General features: G+C 36.6%; 18 protein-coding genes. 12 read left to right on the top strand and 6 right to left on the bottom strand.

The window, feature by feature from the left end; all coding sequences use genetic code 11:
- Positions 1 to 38 precede the first annotated feature (38 nt).
- The 6 genes from thiS (at position 39) to LY60_RS12800 (ending at position 5,321) form a co-directional block, all read left to right on the top strand.
- Entirely contained in the window at positions 39 to 236 is a 198-nt protein-coding gene (gene thiS / locus LY60_RS12825) for a sulfur carrier protein ThiS (protein WP_019228326.1), read from the top strand.
- 423 nt (positions 237 to 659) lie between these two features.
- The gene (locus tag LY60_RS12820) at positions 660 to 1,685 is read left to right on the top strand and encodes a molybdopterin-binding protein (RefSeq protein WP_145084504.1); all 1,026 of its coding nucleotides are present in this window, start codon (positions 660 to 662) and stop codon (positions 1,683 to 1,685) included.
- 36 nt (positions 1,686 to 1,721) lie between these two features.
- On the top strand, positions 1,722 to 2,744 hold the full coding sequence (locus LY60_RS12815) for an XdhC family protein (RefSeq protein WP_145084501.1): 1,023 nt from the start codon (positions 1,722 to 1,724) through the stop codon (positions 2,742 to 2,744).
- Positions 2,744 to 3,571: a molybdate ABC transporter substrate-binding protein gene (gene modA, locus LY60_RS12810; RefSeq protein ID WP_145084498.1), complete on the top strand. Its 828-nt coding sequence runs from the start codon at positions 2,744 to 2,746 to the stop codon at positions 3,569 to 3,571. Before LY60_RS12815 ends, modA begins: the two co-directional genes overlap by 1 nt.
- 8 nt (positions 3,572 to 3,579) lie before the next feature.
- Positions 3,580 to 4,266 (top strand): molybdate ABC transporter permease subunit, encoded by a 687-nt coding sequence (modB, locus tag LY60_RS12805; protein ID WP_145084495.1) that lies wholly within the window; start codon positions 3,580 to 3,582, stop codon positions 4,264 to 4,266.
- Positions 4,263 to 5,321, top strand: a complete 1,059-nt coding sequence (locus LY60_RS12800; protein WP_145084493.1) for a sulfate/molybdate ABC transporter ATP-binding protein — start codon at positions 4,263 to 4,265, stop codon at positions 5,319 to 5,321. Before modB ends, LY60_RS12800 begins: the two co-directional genes overlap by 4 nt.
- A 34-nt stretch (positions 5,322 to 5,355) precedes the next feature.
- On the opposite strand, the gene LY60_RS12795 is transcribed toward LY60_RS12800, so the two are convergent.
- Positions 5,356 to 5,700 (bottom strand): winged helix-turn-helix domain-containing protein, encoded by a 345-nt coding sequence (locus LY60_RS12795; RefSeq protein ID WP_145084490.1) that lies wholly within the window; start codon positions 5,698 to 5,700, stop codon positions 5,356 to 5,358.
- A gap of 107 nt (positions 5,701 to 5,807) precedes the next feature.
- On the opposite strand from LY60_RS12795, the gene LY60_RS12790 reads away from it, so the two are divergent.
- Both LY60_RS12790 and ytxC read left to right on the top strand, forming a co-directional pair.
- Positions 5,808 to 6,542: a DUF6873 family GME fold protein gene (locus LY60_RS12790; protein ID WP_145084487.1), complete on the top strand. Its 735-nt coding sequence runs from the start codon at positions 5,808 to 5,810 to the stop codon at positions 6,540 to 6,542.
- 26 nt (positions 6,543 to 6,568) lie between these two features.
- Complete coding sequence (gene ytxC, locus LY60_RS12785; protein ID WP_145084484.1) at positions 6,569 to 7,408, top strand: sporulation protein YtxC; 840 nt, start codon at positions 6,569 to 6,571, stop codon at positions 7,406 to 7,408.
- 391 nt (positions 7,409 to 7,799) lie between these two features.
- On the opposite strand, the gene LY60_RS12780 is transcribed toward ytxC, so the two are convergent.
- Genes LY60_RS12780 through LY60_RS12760 form a run of 5 tightly spaced genes read right to left on the bottom strand, consistent with a single transcriptional unit; the run spans position 7,800 to position 12,064 of the window.
- Positions 7,800 to 8,840: an ABC transporter substrate-binding protein gene (locus tag LY60_RS12780; RefSeq protein WP_145084481.1), complete on the bottom strand. Its 1,041-nt coding sequence runs from the start codon at positions 8,838 to 8,840 to the stop codon at positions 7,800 to 7,802.
- A gap of 1 nt (position 8,841) precedes the next feature.
- Complete coding sequence (locus LY60_RS12775) at positions 8,842 to 9,639, bottom strand: ABC transporter permease (RefSeq protein WP_212633486.1); 798 nt, start codon at positions 9,637 to 9,639, stop codon at positions 8,842 to 8,844.
- The gene (locus LY60_RS12770) at positions 9,633 to 10,472 is read right to left on the bottom strand and encodes an ABC transporter permease (RefSeq protein WP_145084478.1); all 840 of its coding nucleotides are present in this window, start codon (positions 10,470 to 10,472) and stop codon (positions 9,633 to 9,635) included. The genes LY60_RS12775 and LY60_RS12770 overlap by 7 nt, the downstream gene beginning before the upstream one ends.
- A gap of 2 nt (positions 10,473 to 10,474) precedes the next feature.
- Positions 10,475 to 11,515, bottom strand: a complete 1,041-nt coding sequence (potA, locus tag LY60_RS12765; protein WP_145084475.1) for a spermidine/putrescine ABC transporter ATP-binding protein — start codon at positions 11,513 to 11,515, stop codon at positions 10,475 to 10,477.
- 12 nt (positions 11,516 to 11,527) lie between these two features.
- The gene (locus tag LY60_RS12760; protein WP_019228312.1) at positions 11,528 to 12,064 is read right to left on the bottom strand and encodes a helix-turn-helix domain-containing protein; all 537 of its coding nucleotides are present in this window, start codon (positions 12,062 to 12,064) and stop codon (positions 11,528 to 11,530) included.
- Between the two features lie 278 nt (positions 12,065 to 12,342).
- Between LY60_RS12760 and radA the strand changes: the two genes are divergently transcribed.
- The 4 genes from radA to LY60_RS12740 form a co-directional block, all read left to right on the top strand.
- Positions 12,343 to 13,701, top strand: coding sequence for a DNA repair protein RadA (gene radA, locus LY60_RS12755; RefSeq protein WP_145084472.1), 1,359 nt, complete (start codon positions 12,343 to 12,345; stop codon positions 13,699 to 13,701).
- Between the two features lie 40 nt (positions 13,702 to 13,741).
- Positions 13,742 to 14,656 (top strand): AAA family ATPase, encoded by a 915-nt coding sequence (locus LY60_RS12750; protein ID WP_145084469.1) that lies wholly within the window; start codon positions 13,742 to 13,744, stop codon positions 14,654 to 14,656.
- A gap of 1 nt (position 14,657) precedes the next feature.
- Positions 14,658 to 16,403: a vWA domain-containing protein gene (locus tag LY60_RS12745; RefSeq protein WP_145084466.1), complete on the top strand. Its 1,746-nt coding sequence runs from the start codon at positions 14,658 to 14,660 to the stop codon at positions 16,401 to 16,403.
- A gap of 310 nt (positions 16,404 to 16,713) precedes the next feature.
- Positions 16,714 to 17,189, top strand: a 476-nt coding sequence (locus LY60_RS12740) for a thiolase family protein (protein WP_281291856.1), incomplete at its 3' end; no start/stop codon positions are given.

Genomic DNA, 17,189 nt, shown 5'->3' with positions numbered 1-17,189 from the left:
TCATTATTCATTCTTAATCAAAAAAAGGTGGTGTGTAGATGATAAAAGTAAACAACCGTGATTTTCAGTGGGAACAGGGAATGACTGTTGAAGATATAATGAAGATTAAAAAGTTTTCATGGCCTAAAATCATAGTTAAAATCAATGGTCAGCACGTGGACGAAGAAGATTACAAGACAACTATAGTCAATGACGGTGATGATGTTCAAATGCTTCATCTGCTAGCCGGAGGTTAATTCTCAGAGTGAAATGTTGTATATTTGATACAAAATAATATCATAAAAATGAAAATCGCACTCTAAACAGGTGCGATTTTTTATATACGAGGAAAGTTCTCTTTCCTCGTATATAAAAAACGGGGATTGCAAAGGGCGGGACGCCCTTGCCGTCAAGGGGGGTGCTCAGCAAAAAATACGTTAGTATTTTTTGCGCCTAAGGGGGACATAGGTCCCCCTAGCGGAGTTGCGGAGCAACTTTTTAAATACAAATGTTTTGCGATTTTATTTATATTTTGCATGTGATATTTAAAATAATGTAATAAATTTTAGTTAATTATATATTTTGCAACATTATTTTGATATAATTATTAAATCATTATTAGTTAATAGCAAGAATTTTAAATATGAAAATAAATGGATTGCTTTGTGAAAGGGATTTGTATGAAAGTAGTAAGGACTGATGATTCAGTTGGAATGGTGCTTGGGCATGATATTACGGAAATTGTGCCAGGAGAATTCAAAGGAGTAGCGTTTAAAAAAGGACATGTTATACAGGAAGAAGATATTAAAAGACTCCTTAGAATAGGTAAAGAACATATATATATTTTTGAACTCAAAGAAAATGAACTCCATGAAGATGAAGCAGCATTGGCTTTAGGAAATCTTATATGCGGCAGGGGTGTGCACTTTTCAACTCCTCCTCGTGAAGGAAAAATCAACATTCTTCCAGACTATAAAGGACTGCTTAAGATAAGTCGTGATGTACTTGATGATGTCAATGAACTTGGAGATATTTGTCTTGCCACAATCCATGGGAACAGAACTATAAATGAAGGAGAACTCATAGGCGGATGCAGAGTTATACCTCTGAAAATAAATAAAACAAAAATTGAAGATGTTGAAAAAATTATCGTTGAAAAGGGAAAAATTTTTGAAGTCAAGAAGTTTAAAGCTTTAAAGTCAGCAATAATAGTGACCGGAAGTGAAGTGTACAAGGGAAGAATAACAGATAAGTTCGGACCTGTTGTGGAAAGAAAACTGTTGGAATTTGGAGCTGAAGTGTTTTATAAGACTATTGTGCCTGATGATTCAGACATTATCAAGGAAACTATTCTTAAGTGCAAAGAAATGGGAGCAGAACTCATAGTTGTAACCGGAGGAATGTCCGTGGACCCTGATGATAAAACACCAGGTGCAATAAAATCAACCGGTGCAGACATAGTTTCATACGGGTCACCTGTACTGCCGGGAGCAATGTTGTTGTTTGCGTACTTGGGTGGAATTCCTGTTTTCGGGCTTCCGGGTTGCGTGATGTTTTCTGCAACAACAGCATTTGATATACTGCTGCCAAGAGTAATGGCAGGAGAGATTATTGTAAAAAGAGACATTACCAGAATGGGATATGGAGGACAATGCCTGAAGTGCCAAGTATGCACCTTCCCAAATTGTCATTTCGGAAAATATTAATTTTAAATGATAAGCGGTAAACAATAGGAGAATAAGATGGATTTTTATGAGTTTCTTAAACAAATTGACAAGAACAAAGAAAATATAGTCATTAATATTCTGTCAGGCCATAACATGGGAGAAAAAATTGTTTTATCAGACGGAGAAATAGTATACAAGGACAACAATGATTTGAACACGGAAAAAATAATTTCTGCCGTGCCTGCAAACAAAAAGAGCCAGTCATTAACAGTAGATGGGGAAAAAATATATGTTGAATTCGTGAGACAAAGCTACAATGTTGTTGTCTGCGGGGGAGGACATATTTCCATTCCGATTATTAAAATATGTAAGCTTCTTGATTTACCTGTGACGGCAATAGATGACAGAATCACATTTGCCAACAATGCTGCAAAAGCAGGAGCTGACAAGGTTATATGCAAGCCCTTTGAACAAGCATTAAGAGATATTGAAGGCAGCAGTGGCACGTTTTTTGTTATTGTAACAAGAGGCCACCGTTATGACCAGACTTGCCTTGAAAATATTATCCAAAAGGAAAATGCCTATATAGGCATGATCGGCAGCAAGGTTCGGGTGGCCAAAGTGCTTGATTATTTAGAAAGTGAAGGCATTTCCCGGGAAAAATTAAACGAAGTTTACACACCTATAGGACTGAAAATAGGAGCCGAGACACCTGAGGAAATTGCAGTGGCAATAATGGCTCAGATTATTGAAGTAAAAAACAAAGAAACAGGTTCAAGTGCCTATAGCGATGAATTGTTAAATACCGTGCTAATGGATGAAAAAAGAGAAGTACCAAAAGCCATGGTTACAATCGTTTCAAGAAGGGGCTCAGCTCCAAGGTACGTGGGAACAAAGATGCTAGTGTTAAAGGATGGAACCATGATTGGGACCATTGGCGGAGGATGTGTTGAATCAAGCATTAGAGGAGACGCATTGATGTGCATTGACAATAAAAAACATAAATTAATCTCAGTTGACATGACGGGAAGACACGCTGAAGAAGAAGGTATGGTTTGCGGCGGTATTGTTGAAGTGTTTGTTGAGTCAATTAACTGATGGAGGATGAAGTGAAAAAAATTATTGCTGTAGTTTTAATTGTATGTTTAGCACTTGGGTTTTCAGCATGCAGCAAAAATGCAGAAACTGATGAAAATAAGGGTTCTTCCGTGAATGAGGCTGAACCTGCTGCAAATGAAACATTACTTGTTGCAGCAGCAGCAAGTCTGAAAATTTGTTTTGAAGATGAACTAATTCCCATGTTTGAAGAAAAATATCCCAATATTAAAGTGGATGCAACATATGACAGTTCGGGAAAATTGCAGACTCAAATCGAAGAGGGTGCTGATGTTGATGTGTTCATGTCAGCAGCAATGAAGCAGATGAATGCATTGGATGAGCAGGAGCTCATGGTTAAGGAATCAATAGTCAAGCTTCTTGAAAATAAAGTAGTCCTAATTGTTCCCAAGGATAGTGATAAAGGGATTACTGCTTTCGAAGAAATTTTAAAGGCAGAGACTGTTGCTGTAGGTGATCCTGACAGTGTTCCTGCCGGTCAGTATGCCAAAGAGATTTTTGAAAATCTTGGTCTGTGGGATGATGTGTCAGCAAAATCAAGCCTTGGAACAAATGTAACCGAAGTATTAAACTGGATTTCTGAAGGAAGTGCAGATGCAGGTGTTGTTTATTCAACAGATGCTGCTTCAAATAAAAATGTAGTTATTGCAGCAGAAGCACCTGAAAAAAGTGTATCCCCTGTAATTTATCCTGTTGGGATTGTAAAATCTTCAACAAAAAAAGATTCGTCAAAATTGCTTATTGAATTCCTGAAAAGCAATGAAGCTTTGTCTGTTTTTGAAAAATATGGATTTACGTCTTTAAAATAGGAGGGGTTATGGACTGGTCTCCAATGCTTATTTCACTAAGGACAGCCTCGCTGTCAATTTTAATTACATTTTTCCTTGGAATTTTTGCAGCGAGGTTTGTTATAGGAATGAAATCTGACAAGGCAAAGATAGTTATTGATGGTTTATTGACAATGCCATTAGTGCTTCCGCCAACTGTGTTAGGTTTTTTTCTCCTGCTGATTTTTGGAGTTAAAAGGCCATTTGGAAAAATTCTGCTTGATTTTTTAAGCATCAAAATTGTATTTTCATGGACAGCAACCGTATTGGCTGCTGTTGTTGTTTCTTTTCCTCTTATGTACCGCTCATCAAGAGGAGCATTCGAACAGGTGGATAAAACTTTAATAATGGCAGGTCGTACCCTAGGAATGTCAGAAAGGAGAATATTCTGGCGTGTGGTGATGCCATCAGCACTACCTGGTGTAGCTTCAGGAGGTGTACTTGCATTTGCAAGAGGTCTTGGGGAGTTTGGAGCAACTGCAATGATAGCAGGAAACATAGCAAACAAGACCAGGACGCTTCCATTGGCAATTTATTCCGAAGTTGCAGCAGGCAACTTGGAAGGAGCATACGGATATGTGGCAGTAGTATTGATGATTTCCTTTTTTGTGCTGTCACTTATGAACTATTTCACAATTAAAGGAAGAAAATATGCAAATAAGGATGAGGAAAAATGAGTTTATTGGTTTCAATAAAGAAATATTACAAAGGTTTCACACTGGATGCTGATTTTGAAACAGATGAAGAATACCTTGGAATTTTAGGCGCCTCAGGGAGCGGAAAAAGCATGACTCTTAAATGCATTGCAGGTATTGAAACTCCTGATGAAGGGGTGATTGTACTCAATGGGAGAGTGCTTTTTGATTCTGTGAATAAAATAAATTTAAGTCCTCAGGAAAGGAACATAGGTTATTTGTTTCAAAATTACGCATTGTTTCCTAATATGACAGCAGAGCAAAATATAGGTTCCGGGCTTAAAATGACGAAGAAAGAAAAGAAGATCAAGGCCAATGAACTTATTAAATCATTTCATTTGGAAGGGCTTGAAAACAAGTATCCTTCACAGCTTTCAGGAGGTCAGCAGCAAAGAGTGGCCCTGGCGCGTATTTTTGCTTATGAGCCTGATGTGTTGCTTTTGGACGAGCCTTTTTCTGCACTGGACACACATTTGAAAGATAAACTTCAGACGGAAGTTATTGATATATTGAAGCTTTATAAGGGAGAAGTGTTGATGGTCACCCACAGCATGGATGAGGTATATAGATTCTGTGAGAATATTGCTTTTATTGACCGGGGAAAAACTGTTCTGTCAGGAAAGACAAAAGAATTATTTGCCAAGCCAAACCTTTTTGCTGCAGCAAGGCTTACAGGATGCAAGAATATTTCAAAATGTAATGTTTTATCAAATCATCAAATTTATGCTGTTGATTGGGATTTTATATTTGAAACGGAAGAACTGGTTCCTGAAAATATAAATTATGTTGGAATTCGAGAGCACAGCTTTCAAATAGCAGACACAGCAGATGTGAAAAATACGGTTGTATGTAAAATCAATAAAATAGTTGAAGAAGTCTTTGAATATACCATAATAGTTGAAAACATGAATCAAAAAATACGAAATGAAAATTCTGAAATGTTATTTAAAGTCAGCAAGGATGAATGGAATAAAAGAAAAAACAATAAATATCTTTATTTGAATGTTCCTGATGATTCAATTTTGATGCTGAACTGATAACTGCATCAAAGCATTTTTGATGCAGCTATGATTAAATATATTTGCTAAAATACCTGTCAAAGGACTCAGAGGCGTGACTGTTAAGTTCATTTATAAAGGAAGAGTATTTCTCTAATAATTCTATGCCTTCAGGTGTTAATTTTGAACCGCCTCCTCCTGCTCCTCCTATTTTTCTGTCCAAAAGTTTAAAACCCAGAGCAGTTTCAGCGCCCTTTACCATTTTGCATGCTTTTGAATAAGATAAGTCCATGCTTTTTGCAGCAGCGCTTAAAGATTCACATTCTTGCGTCATAGTAAGAAGAGCCAATACTCCTGGACCAAAAAAAATCTCATTTTTTGCCAGGCGTATTTGTAAATAGTAATGTAATTCTTCCATTTATATTTCCCCCAAAATAATATATATGTATTTTATCAGAAATATTGATAAAATGATATAATAATAGAAATATTTTATATAAACATAAATTTGTGCAAGGAGCAATTATGAATCCGTACTTACCTTATAAAAAGCCGCGATTTGTCATAATCGACTACAAGGCTGATGATGAAATTTTAAATTATTTAAGAAAAATGAACATTGAGCCCATAAAAACCATAAGGTGCGTGGATTTGCAGGAACCTGTTGACGGACATCCGGATATGGTTATTTTTCCTGTTGATTTTGAAACATTTATAGTTGCTCCAAATGTGTACGATTATTATAAAAATGTTTTAGAAGACAAAGGAATAAAAGTTATTAAAGGTGGAAAAACTCTGTGTAGAAACTATCCTGAGGATATAGCATATAATGTAGCAAGAATAGGGAGATATGCTGTGCACAATACAAAGCATACAGACCAGGTTTTAAAGTATTATTTGGAAGAAGCAGGCGTTGAATTCATTCATGTCAATCAAGGCTACTCTAAATGTTCCACAGCCCCAGTAAGTGAAACAAAAGCTTTGACATCAGATGTCCTGATACATGAAAAACTCAAATCATATAATATAGACTGTATGTATATAGATCCCAAGGTGGTGTATCTGAAGGGATATGACCACGGGTTTATCGGTGGCTGTGCAGGGAAGATTAGTGAAAAAATATTTTTGTCAACAGGCAAAATCCTTGATGAAAATATTTTGTGTTCATTAAAGCAATTTATCCATACTGCAGGATATATATATGAAGAAGCTTCAAAAAGGCAAATAATAGATTTGGGATCGCTGATACCAATAATATGACCTCCCTGGCAGAGAGGAGTGACTAAGTGGAGCTTTTATCATTAGAGTTAAATGAAAATGAAAATCATGAATTGTTTAATAATATCAAAATAATCACAAATTTAGATGAAAGTGATATTAATATAGAATTATCCTCCACAGATGAAGGAAATATACGAGTAAGATATTTTACAAACGAAAAATTAAATAAAAGAGAACTCACTGAAAAAATAATTGCAAAGGTGACAACACTTCTGGTTGAATACACAAAATTGGAAAGCATAAACTGTCTTAAGGAAAACTACTTTTATTTTGATGAAGATGAAGTGGGATCAATAATAGAAGACATAGAAGACGAAATAGACAATGACATTAAAATCAAGCTTATAATCAAAAATAAATTCAAGGAAGTTCTTGAAAGGTCCAGTACAATAAATTTAAACGGATTTATAAACTTCAGGCTTAAGTTCATAAAGCTTTACGCAGTCCAGGTTGTTGAAAGATGCATTGATTCTTATCTAATGAAGAAAGAATACCTTGATTTTATCAGTATTATTAAGCTCATATCCGACAAGGATGAAAAAGAAAATGAACTTGTGAACATCATGTACAACAATAACAAACTTCAGGTTTATGACAAGAACATGCAGAAGCTAACGTTCATAACAAATGCAGAGTTTTCAACAGAACTTACTGAAAAAACAGTGTTGTACGATGAAATTATAATCAACATACTTTTAAGCATATCACCCAAGAAAATAATTATCCACGAAGCAAAAATAGACAAGAAAAACAAAGAAGCAACAAATACTATAGATGTAATAAAAAAAATATTTGAAAACAAGGTTGAAATATGCAAAGGGTGCAAGTATTGTGAATTTCTTTAGAAAATGGTTTGTAAAACCCTCAGGCCATATACAAACCCTGATGTTGTCATCCTGAACGATAGTGAAGGACCTCATCTTAATTGAAAAGATGAGATTCTTCGGGCTACGCACTCAGAATGACAGCATCAAAAGTTACTTGTCATCAAACTGAGGGTGCCTAGCACCTTGAAATGTTGTAACATTTAAGAAAACTTCAAGGTTCATGTAATATTATGGTAGCAGGGAATATATAGGGGATAAAGGAGGAATACATATGTCATTCTTGGTATTAGCAGCTTTGATAATAATAACAGTATCAAGTGCGGTTCATTTGGTGAATTTAAAAGAAGCACAAACTGACAACGAATAATTGTAAATATAAAAATGAGCGCGAAAGCGCTCATTTGTGTTTTTATTCTGCCATTATTTCAGTCCATCTTGATGTGTAAAGGTCTATGAATTCTTTAGGGTCCCGGAACATTTCCATTTTTTTGATGTCTTCTGATGGAATGTTGAAGGCTGAATTGTTTAAAAGCTCTTCATCAACTTCTTTGATTGCCTCAGTGTGCACTGTTGAATACCAAACCTCGTCAATGTTTCTTAATGTTGCTTCCTTGGAACAGAGGAAATTTATGAATTCTTCAGCAAGGGGTTGATTTTTGGTTGTTGACGGAATAAACATGGCATCAATCCAGATGTTGCTTCCTTCCTTAGGAATCACAAAGTCCAGGTTTTCATTTTCTGACATTGCAGACACTGCTTCACCTGACCAAACAAGAGCCATGTCTGCTTCTTCATTTATCATAATGTCAGGAGCCCCGTCAGTTATGTACGCCATAACAAGAGGTCTTTGCTTGATGAGAAGCGCTTTTGCTTCATCAAGTTCTTTTTCATCAACTGTGTTTAATGAATATCCCAAAAGCTTAAGAGCCGCTGCAAAAGCATCTCTTTGGGAATCCATCATTATGATTCTTTGTGAATATTTTTCATCCCAAAGCATTGACCAGCTGTCTGAAGAAGCATCAACTGTTGTTTTGTTATAAAGAATTCCCAATGTTCCCCAGAAATAAGGAACAGCATATTCGTTGTTGGGATCGTATGGCTGATTTTTGAACTCTTCATCTATGAACTGGTAATTTGGAATGTTGTCAAAGTTAAGTTTGTTTACCATTCCTTCGCTTATCATTCTCTCAATCATGTATTCGCTTGAAATTATAAGGTCGTAATCGGAAGCGCCGGCTTTAGCCTTTATGTACATTTCTTCAGGTGTTGAATATGTGTCATATTTTATTGTAACATTGTTTTCTTTTTCAAATTCTGAAATCAGCGTCTTATCCATATAAATGTCGTAGTTCAGCACATTCAGAACTTCTTTTTCTTCTGTTTTGCTGCTGCATCCTGCAGTCAGTATCAATGCAATAATACATATAATAAGTATTAATTTATTTTTCATTTTAAGCCTCTTTTCTTTTATTAGTAGCTTTTTCAGCTCCGCTTGATCTTTTGTTGATAAGTATCATTAACAATAACACCACAGTGAGCATTATTGTTGATAACGCGTTGATTGTAGGACGAACTCCTCTTCTTGCCATAGAATAAATTACTATGGAGAGATTTGTTACACCTTCTCCTTTTGTAAAGTAGCTTATGATGAAATCGTCTATGGAAAGAGTAAAAGCCATCAAAAATCCTGTTACTATTCCAGGCTTGATTTCAGGTATTATAACTTTTCTTAAAGCATACATGGGTGTGGCGCCCAGATCCATGGCTGCCTCGGTCATATTAACGTCCATTTGCTTTAACTTTGGAAGTATGGACAATATAACATATGGAGTGTTGAACACAATGTGCGAAATAAGCATTGTTTTAAATCCAAAATCAATGTTGAATGATATATAAAGTATCATGAGGGAAATACCTGTAACTATGTCTGGATTTACAACCGGCAGGTAGTTTATATTTAGCATGATCGATTTAGTTTTTCCCTTCATGCTGTTGATGCCTATGGCTGCAATTGTACCAAGTATTGTTGATACTATGGCGGATATCAGTGCAATTGATATGGTGTAATAAAATGCCGAGCGTATGTCGACGTCCTGAAAAAGCTCCACATACCACTTGAGTGAAAAACCTGTCCAGTTTCCCCTGGATTTTGATTCGTTGAAGGAAAATACAGCCAGGACTGCAATGGGGGCATAAAGGAAAATAAAAATCATCCCCATGTAAATTCTTGATAAATGTTTTTTTACCACAGCCTTGCCCCTCCTTCCTTGTCCACGTCAAATTTGTTCATGATGGACATTGAAATCAAAATAATTATCATCATTATTATTGAAATTGCCGAGCCAAAGTTCCAGTCGCCATTTAATATGAACATTTTTTCAACAAGGTTTCCAATCATCATGCTTTTGTTGCCTCCCAAAAGCTGCGGTATGATGAATGTGCTTACTGCAGGCATGAAGACCATAATTATTCCTGATATTACGCCGGGCATGCTGAGGGGCAGAATGATTTTTCTGAACACAATGTACTTTGTAGCCCCCAAATCATCGGCTGCTTCAATAAGCCCTGTATCCATTTTGCTCAGTGCCGTGAAAATGGGAAGTATCATGAATGGAAGAAAGTTGTAAACCATTCCCATTACAGTTGCACCCCTGGTGTAAAGCATGTTTACTTTAGGGAAACCCAATAATTCAAACAAATTATTCAGTATTCCGTTGTTCCCAAGAATTGTCATCCATGCGTACGTTCTAAGGAGCATGTTCATCCACATTGGAAGTATGCACAGGAACAACAGGGTGTTTCGTCTTGATAAATTTGATTTTGAAATTATGTATGCTGCAGGGTATCCCAGCAATAGGCATATAATGGTGCATATTGCTGCAAGAAATATGGAATCCCACAAAATGTTCAGGTACAATGGGTCGAAAAACTTAATAAAATTGCCGATTGTAAAATTAATGTTTGTAAGCCCTCCGGAATCTGTTGTAAGACTGTATAAAAGAACCAGAAATGATGGAAATAAAATGAATATAACAATCCATACAGCGTACGGATAGGCAAAATATTTTGTTCTGTCCTTCAAATCTATTCCCCCTTTTCCATTATGTGAATGTCATCCGGTGTGAGAGTGAGCCCGACTGTTGAGCCTGCCGGTGCCATGTCTGTGGAATGAACCAGAAATTCATAACCAAGGACAACAATTCTCATTTCATAGTGCACTCCCTTGAATGTGACGGATTTTACAATTCCTTCGAGTTTTCCCTGGCCGGTAGGAGTTATATCAAGATCTTCAGGTCTTATAACAACATCAACTTCTTCGCCCTTTCCAAAACCCTTGTCCAGACATTCAAATTTCTTGCCCAGAAACTCCACCAGGTAATCATCGTGCATTATGCCGTCTATAATGTTGCTTTCTCCTATGAAATCCGCCACAAATGCATTCTGAGGTTCATTGTAAATATCGATTGGAGAACCCATCTGCTGAATTATTCCGTCATTCATTACAACAATTGTGTCTGACATGGTGAGAGCTTCTTCCTGGTCGTGAGTAACGTATATGAATGTAATTCCTATTTGCTTCTGCATGGCTTTAAGTTCCTGCTGCATTTCTTTTCTTAATTTCAGGTCAAGAGCACCAAGAGGTTCATCAAGGAGCAAGACCTTTGGCTCGTTGACAAGAGCCCTTGCTATGGCAATTCTTTGCTGCTGTCCTCCGCTTAATTGGTCTATTCTTCGTTTTCCGTAATTTTTCAAATTGAAAAGTTCAAGCATTTTTTCCACCTTGCTTGTAATGAGGCGTTCATCCATTTTTTTTATTCTCAGCCCAAATGCAATGTTTTCAAAAACATTCATGTGCGGAAAAAGGGAATATTTTTGAAACACAGTGTTCAGCTGCCTCTTGAAAGGAGGAACATCATTTATAAGATGGCCGTCAAAAAAAACATCTCCTTCATCAGGAGTTTCAAACCCTCCTATAATCCTGAGAGTTGTTGTTTTGCCGCAGCCGCTTGGGCCCAGCAATGTTACAAATTCATTTTTTTTAACTGACAGGGTAATGTCATCAAGAACAGTTTCACCGTCAAATTTTTTAGTAATATTATTCAATTCGATAATTGCATTGTCCATTTAATTCTCCTGCTAGAAACTTGGCGGAGTGCAGACCCATACCACACGGGCGGGGTTTTTACTCGCATTTTCTATATAATGATTTTTATTTGATTTGAAATAAAATGATTCTCCTTTTTTAACCTTGTACACCTGGCTGCCGTAATTGAGCATTACTGTTCCGGACAGTATGTAACCAAACTCTTCGCCTTCGTGGGGGACATGAAGTTTTGTCTTGCCGTAGCTTTTCAGCTCCACCATTATGGGTTCCATGGCATTTTTCTGTGCGTTTGGGACCACCCAGTTAATTATGTAGTTATCATCTGCTTCCTTCACAAACACATCTTCTTCTTTAAATACTATTTTGCTGTCAACTGCTTCATTGAAAAAGCTTGCCAGGTCTGTACCAAGACATTCCAAAATGTCTGTTAATGTGGCTATGGATGGAGATGTCAAATCTCTTTCAAGCTGCGAAATATATCCCTTTGTAAGTTCGCATCTGTCTGCCAGTTCCTGCTGAGTGAGAGAATTGGCAACTCTCATTCTTTTTAGGTTTTCTCCTATGTTCATACATACCTCTCATGAGTTAAGTTTAAAATTACTAAACTTTGAAGCAGTTATAATTATACATGTGACGAATTGTAATGTCAATACATAAATGGTAAAATTAGGGTAATATCAAAGATTTTGGTGAATATAGAACATTAAATGTTTAAAATGACTAAACATTTTAATTATGTTTGCGAAGCAAATCCAACAGATATAGACAGCTTAACCACTGCCATTATATATTGACATTAATCTACAATTTATATATAGTTGTATTTGATAAATAGATGAGGTGTATTATGGCAAAGGTTAAGACAAAGTTTGTTTGTCAGGAATGCGGATATGAAACAGCAAAGTGGTTTGGAAAATGTCCTTCCTGCGGAGAATGGAACACTCTTGTTGAAGAAATAGAATCAAAAGCCTCTGATACAAAAAGCCAAAGGGGCATAAGCAAAGGCAAAATAGAAAAAATTCAAAATATAACGTCTTCTAAGAAAGACAGAATATCTACTGGCAGCAAGGAAATGGACAGGGTTCTGGGAGGCGGTATAATCAAAAGTTCACTTGTTCTTGTGGGAGGAGATCCGGGCATAGGAAAGTCAACGCTTCTTTTGCAGGTTGCTGACCATGTGTCAAAAAAGAACTTAAAGGTTCTTTATGTTTCAGGTGAAGAATCAGGTGAACAAATTAAATTAAGAGCAGACAGACTTGGACTTGGTGAAGGTGAGCTTTACATACTTTCTGAAACAAACATAGATATTATAAAAGATTTTGTAGAGAAGGAAGAGCCGGACCTATTGATTCTTGATTCCATACAGACAATTTATTCGCCTGAAGTTGTGTCGGCTCCGGGAAGCGTAAGCCAGGTAAGAGAAGTTACGGCAATGGTAATGCGTATGACAAAAGTAAGAGAAATGGCTTCATTTATTGTGGGCCATGTTACAAAGTCAGGTGCAATTGCAGGACCCAGGGTTCTGGAACACATGGTTGATACTGTCCTTTATTTTGAAGGAGAAAGACATTTTTCCTACAGAATTTTAAGATCTGTTAAAAACCGTTTCGGTTCCACCAATGAAATAGGTATTTTTGAAATGCGTGAAAAAGGACTTGTTGAAGTTGAAAATCCTTCGGAAGTTTTCCTGAGGGGCAGGCCAGTTGATGCCTATGGAACCGTGGTAACGGCTGCAATGGAAGGAACAAGACCTGTACTCATAGAAATACAAGCTCTGGTCACATATTCACCTGCCGGTTTTGCAAAGAGAATAACAACGGGAATTGACAACAACAGGGCAGCAATGCTTCTTGCTGTGCTTGAAAAAAAAGCAGGACTGGCACTTCAGAGTTCAGATACTTTTTTGAACGTCACAGGTGGACTGCAGCTTAAGGAACCTGCTTGCGACCTTGCAATTCTTTGTGCCCTTGCTTCAAGCTTCAAGGAAATTCCAATAGATTTCAAAACAATTCTCCTGGGCGAGGTAGGTCTTACTGGGGAAATAAGGGGAGTAAATTCTGTAGAAAAACGAATTATTGAAGCTCAGAAAATGGGATTTGAAAGAGCTGTAATTGCTGAAGCTAACTTAAATGCAACAAAGGACTTAAAAGACATTGAAATAGTTCCTGTTAATAACGTGAGACAGGCTATGGATTTGTTGTTCTAGATATCATTAATTATTTGAAAATTAAATTTAGGAGACAATAATGCTTGACTTTTTAAGAAAAGAAGGAATCAGTGAGAGACTGATAACTGAAATAGATAAATTCAGAAAATTTTATAAAGTGGATTCAAAAATGGAATACAGAATTCCAAGTCCAAAATATAACTATTACGGAAACGATGTGTGGGAAGAAGCAATAACATCTATATTATGCGGAGAAAATCTTCTTCTTGTGGGTTCAAAGGCAACTGGTAAAAATGTTCTTGCTGAAAATCTTGCAGCAGTATTTGCAAGACCAAGCTGGGATATATCTTTCCATGTGAACACAGACTCCTCTTCATTAATAGGAACGGACACATTTGAAAACGGACAGGTTGTATTAAGGCGTGGCCCTATATATGAATGTGCTGCATGGGGCGGATTCGGGGTTCTTGATGAGATAAACATGGCAAAGAACGACTCTGTTGCAGTACTCCACGCAACACTGGACTACAGAAGAATAATAGATGTTCCAGGCTACGACAAAATAAAAGTTGATGATGCAGGGAGATTCATTGCAACCATGAACTACGGTTATGCAGGAACCAGAGAGCTTAATGAGGCACTTGCTTCCCGTTTCATGGTAATAAACATGCCGAACATATCAACGAAAAATCTGAAAAAGATGCTCTATAAAGAATATCCAAACTTAAAAGAAGAATATCTTGAGCAATTTGCAGGACTTTTCAAGGACTTGAGATTAAAAAGCGAAAATTCTGAAATTTCAACAAAATCAGTTGATTTAAGAGGGCTTATTTCAGCAATCAATCTTATGGACAAAGGGCTTGAAGCAAACAAGGCACTGCAGATGGGAATAACAAATAAGTCATTTGATGATTTTGAAAGAAAACTGGTTGAAGATGTAATCAGACTAAGATTACCTGACAAACTTGAAAGGGAAGAAATTTTTAATTATTAATATGGAAAATCATAACGACGAAAAAAAGAGGGCTCAGAACATTATATGGAATGCATCAGGAGACTATTCATTCACAAGCGAAGATGGCGCTTATGCAGAAGATGGAAGTGCAGAGCTTTATTTTAACTTTATAATAGGAGCAGTTCATAAACATTACGACTATCCTAAACTCTTAAGTTTCTTCAATTATCTCAAAAGCGATAATGATCATGAATTTTACAGAGAACTCACGTGGATAGGACTTGAAAACAGCGCTTTTGAAAAAATAAGGGATGAACGTCCTGTCCTTGAAAATCTTCGAAGGGATTATGCACGTAAGGTTTTGGAAAATGGAAGGACAGCCGAAAAAAACATATTGCAGGAAGTTAAACAAGCCCATTATATGAGGGCTTTGGGACAGGAAATTAAAATTTCAGGAAGGCTTCTGGAAATTTTAAACGCAATTGAGTTTCACAATGATATGGACACCGAGCAGATAATAGACAGCATGAAACAAATCATCAAATTGTACTTCAGATTCAATGCCGGCACCTATGAAACACTTACAGGAAAAAAAGAAAAAAGAAGTTCTGTGGCAGAAGCAACAAAAGAAGGCACAGATGAAATTTCATCTAATTTTGAAAGCGCTCCGGCAATGGACATTGCAGTTGATGAGTCAGCTGAAACATCAAGAGACTTAAGTTTTCAGGAACTGGATGAAAAACAAAAGAAAGTTGTTTTTGATATAAGAACAACTAATAAGACAGTAAATCAAGACAGACAGTTTATTCAGAAATATTTTGGCTGTTCAACGCTTTCGGAGCCTATGACAAAAAAACTTGAAAATATTTTGTGTGTGGGCAACCACAAAAAATCCAATCTTCACTTTACTCGGGGAGAGTTTGACAAGAATTCAGGAAATGATGCTGATGCCGAGTACTTCAAAAAATCTGCCCTTCTGCAAAGAGAAACAAACTTGGAATATTACAGGCAAGATTTTGCGAGAAATTATGAAAGTATTTCAAAACTCACAAACAAAATCAGAAATACGCTCATAGCACATTTTGAATCATCATCAAGCTGGTCAAAGTCAGGAACTCTTGCAGCACAAAAAATTTGGAGAAACGTCCTGCTTGACGACAACAAAATATTTGTAAAAAATTTCAGGAACAATCCCGGAAATATTGCTGTTGACATTTTGCTTGATTCTTCAGCATCTCAGGTGGAAAGACAGGAAATAATAGCTGCGCAAGCGTTCATAATTGCAGAAAGCCTAACAAGGTGTCAGATTCCTGTAAGGGTTTATTCCTATTCGAGTTTGAGAAATTTCACCATTATTAATATGTATCGCGATTACATGGAAACTGACAAGAATAACAGAATTTTTAACTACAATACTGCAGGATGCAACCGTGACGGCCTGGCAATCAGGACAGCCCTTCACATGATGAAAAATTCTGACAGCGAGCACAAAATACTCATAGTGCTTTCAGATTGCAAGCCAAATGACATACAGACAAATCCTGCTACGGGCATAATTCCTGCAAGGATTGAATATTCAGGAGCAACTGGCGTTGAAGACACGGCAATGGAAGTTAAAAAAGGAATTAACGAAGGCGTATCAGTGTTATGCGTTTTCACAGGACTTGATGAGGATGTAGCCTCGGCAAAAAAAATCTATGGACGCAATTTTGCAAAAATAAATACTCTTGACAGATTTGCAGACATAGTGGGTGTGCTCATTCAAAATCAGCTGAAGAACCTGTAATTTATTGTTAATTTGTATTTAAAGATAATTGTTGTAAAATGACAACAGTGTTGTAATATTGCAACACATTATATTAGCATTAAATCAATGTTTTTCATCTTATTGATTAAATTTAATCAATTAAAACGGAATAATTGTTGTAATAATACAACAAATAATATGTCAATAAATATTAAAAGTTAAAATACAATTAAAATATCAACGCATTTTAATTGTATTTTTTTTGGCATTAAAATTGCATAATGATTACCAGGCAAATAATTTTATAGATTAAAGGGCAATTAATAAAAATAGTTAGCAAGGAGGATATATGAAAAAGGCAGTAATAGTATCAGCAGCAAGAACACCTATAGGTTCTTTCGGAGGAGCGTTATCACCGTTATCAGCTGTTGACTTAGGCGTGATTGCAGCCAAAGAAGCAATTAAAAGAGCAGGCATTGAGCCAAGTGCAATCGAAGAAGTATATTTTGGAAATGTTTTAGGAGCCGGTCTTGGACAAAACGTTGCAAGACAGGTTACATTGGGTGCAGGAGTTCCAATAGAAATTCCGGCACTGACAATCAATATGGTATGCGGTTCAGGCTTAAGAGCAGTGAGCATGGCTGCACAATTTGTGGAAAGCGGACAATGCGATGTTATACTTTGCGGAGGATGTGAATCCATGACAAATGCTCCGTATCTTTTACCTAAGACAAGATGGGGACAAAGAATGGGAGACGGCCAAATCATAGACTACATGGTTTATGACGGACTTACAGACGTATACAATCAATACCACATGGGAAT

It is taken from the genome of Sedimentibacter saalensis (assembly GCF_007830175.1).
Lineage (GTDB): Bacteria > Bacillota > Clostridia > Tissierellales > Sedimentibacteraceae > Sedimentibacter > Sedimentibacter saalensis.
This window is presented reverse-complemented; position numbering and strand designations above follow the sequence as displayed.

Bases quoted from the DNA above. Each gene is read 5' to 3' on its own strand.
- LY60_RS12800 (WP_145084493.1), top strand. From the start codon at position 4,263: ATGAGTTTATTGGTTTCAATAAAGAAATATTACAAAGGTTTCACACTG.
- LY60_RS12795 (WP_145084490.1), bottom strand. From the start codon at position 5,700: ATGGAAGAATTACATTACTATTTACAAATACGCCTGGCAAAAAATGAG.
- radA (WP_145084472.1), top strand. From the start codon at position 12,343: ATGGCAAAGGTTAAGACAAAGTTTGTTTGTCAGGAATGCGGATATGAA.
- LY60_RS12815 (WP_145084501.1), top strand. From the start codon at position 1,722: ATGGATTTTTATGAGTTTCTTAAACAAATTGACAAGAACAAAGAAAAT.
- LY60_RS12760 (WP_019228312.1), bottom strand. From the start codon at position 12,064: ATGAACATAGGAGAAAACCTAAAAAGAATGAGAGTTGCCAATTCTCTC.
- potA (WP_145084475.1), bottom strand. From the start codon at position 11,515: ATGGACAATGCAATTATCGAATTGAATAATATTACTAAAAAATTTGAC.
- modA (WP_145084498.1), top strand. From the start codon at position 2,744: ATGGAGGATGAAGTGAAAAAAATTATTGCTGTAGTTTTAATTGTATGT.
- modB (WP_145084495.1), top strand. From the start codon at position 3,580: ATGGACTGGTCTCCAATGCTTATTTCACTAAGGACAGCCTCGCTGTCA.
- LY60_RS12790 (WP_145084487.1), top strand. From the start codon at position 5,808: ATGAATCCGTACTTACCTTATAAAAAGCCGCGATTTGTCATAATCGAC.
- LY60_RS12745 (WP_145084466.1), top strand. From the start codon at position 14,658: ATGGAAAATCATAACGACGAAAAAAAGAGGGCTCAGAACATTATATGG.
- thiS (WP_019228326.1), top strand. From the start codon at position 39: ATGATAAAAGTAAACAACCGTGATTTTCAGTGGGAACAGGGAATGACT.
- LY60_RS12780 (WP_145084481.1), bottom strand. From the start codon at position 8,840: ATGAAAAATAAATTAATACTTATTATATGTATTATTGCATTGATACTG.
- LY60_RS12750 (WP_145084469.1), top strand. From the start codon at position 13,742: ATGCTTGACTTTTTAAGAAAAGAAGGAATCAGTGAGAGACTGATAACT.
- LY60_RS12820 (WP_145084504.1), top strand. From the start codon at position 660: ATGAAAGTAGTAAGGACTGATGATTCAGTTGGAATGGTGCTTGGGCAT.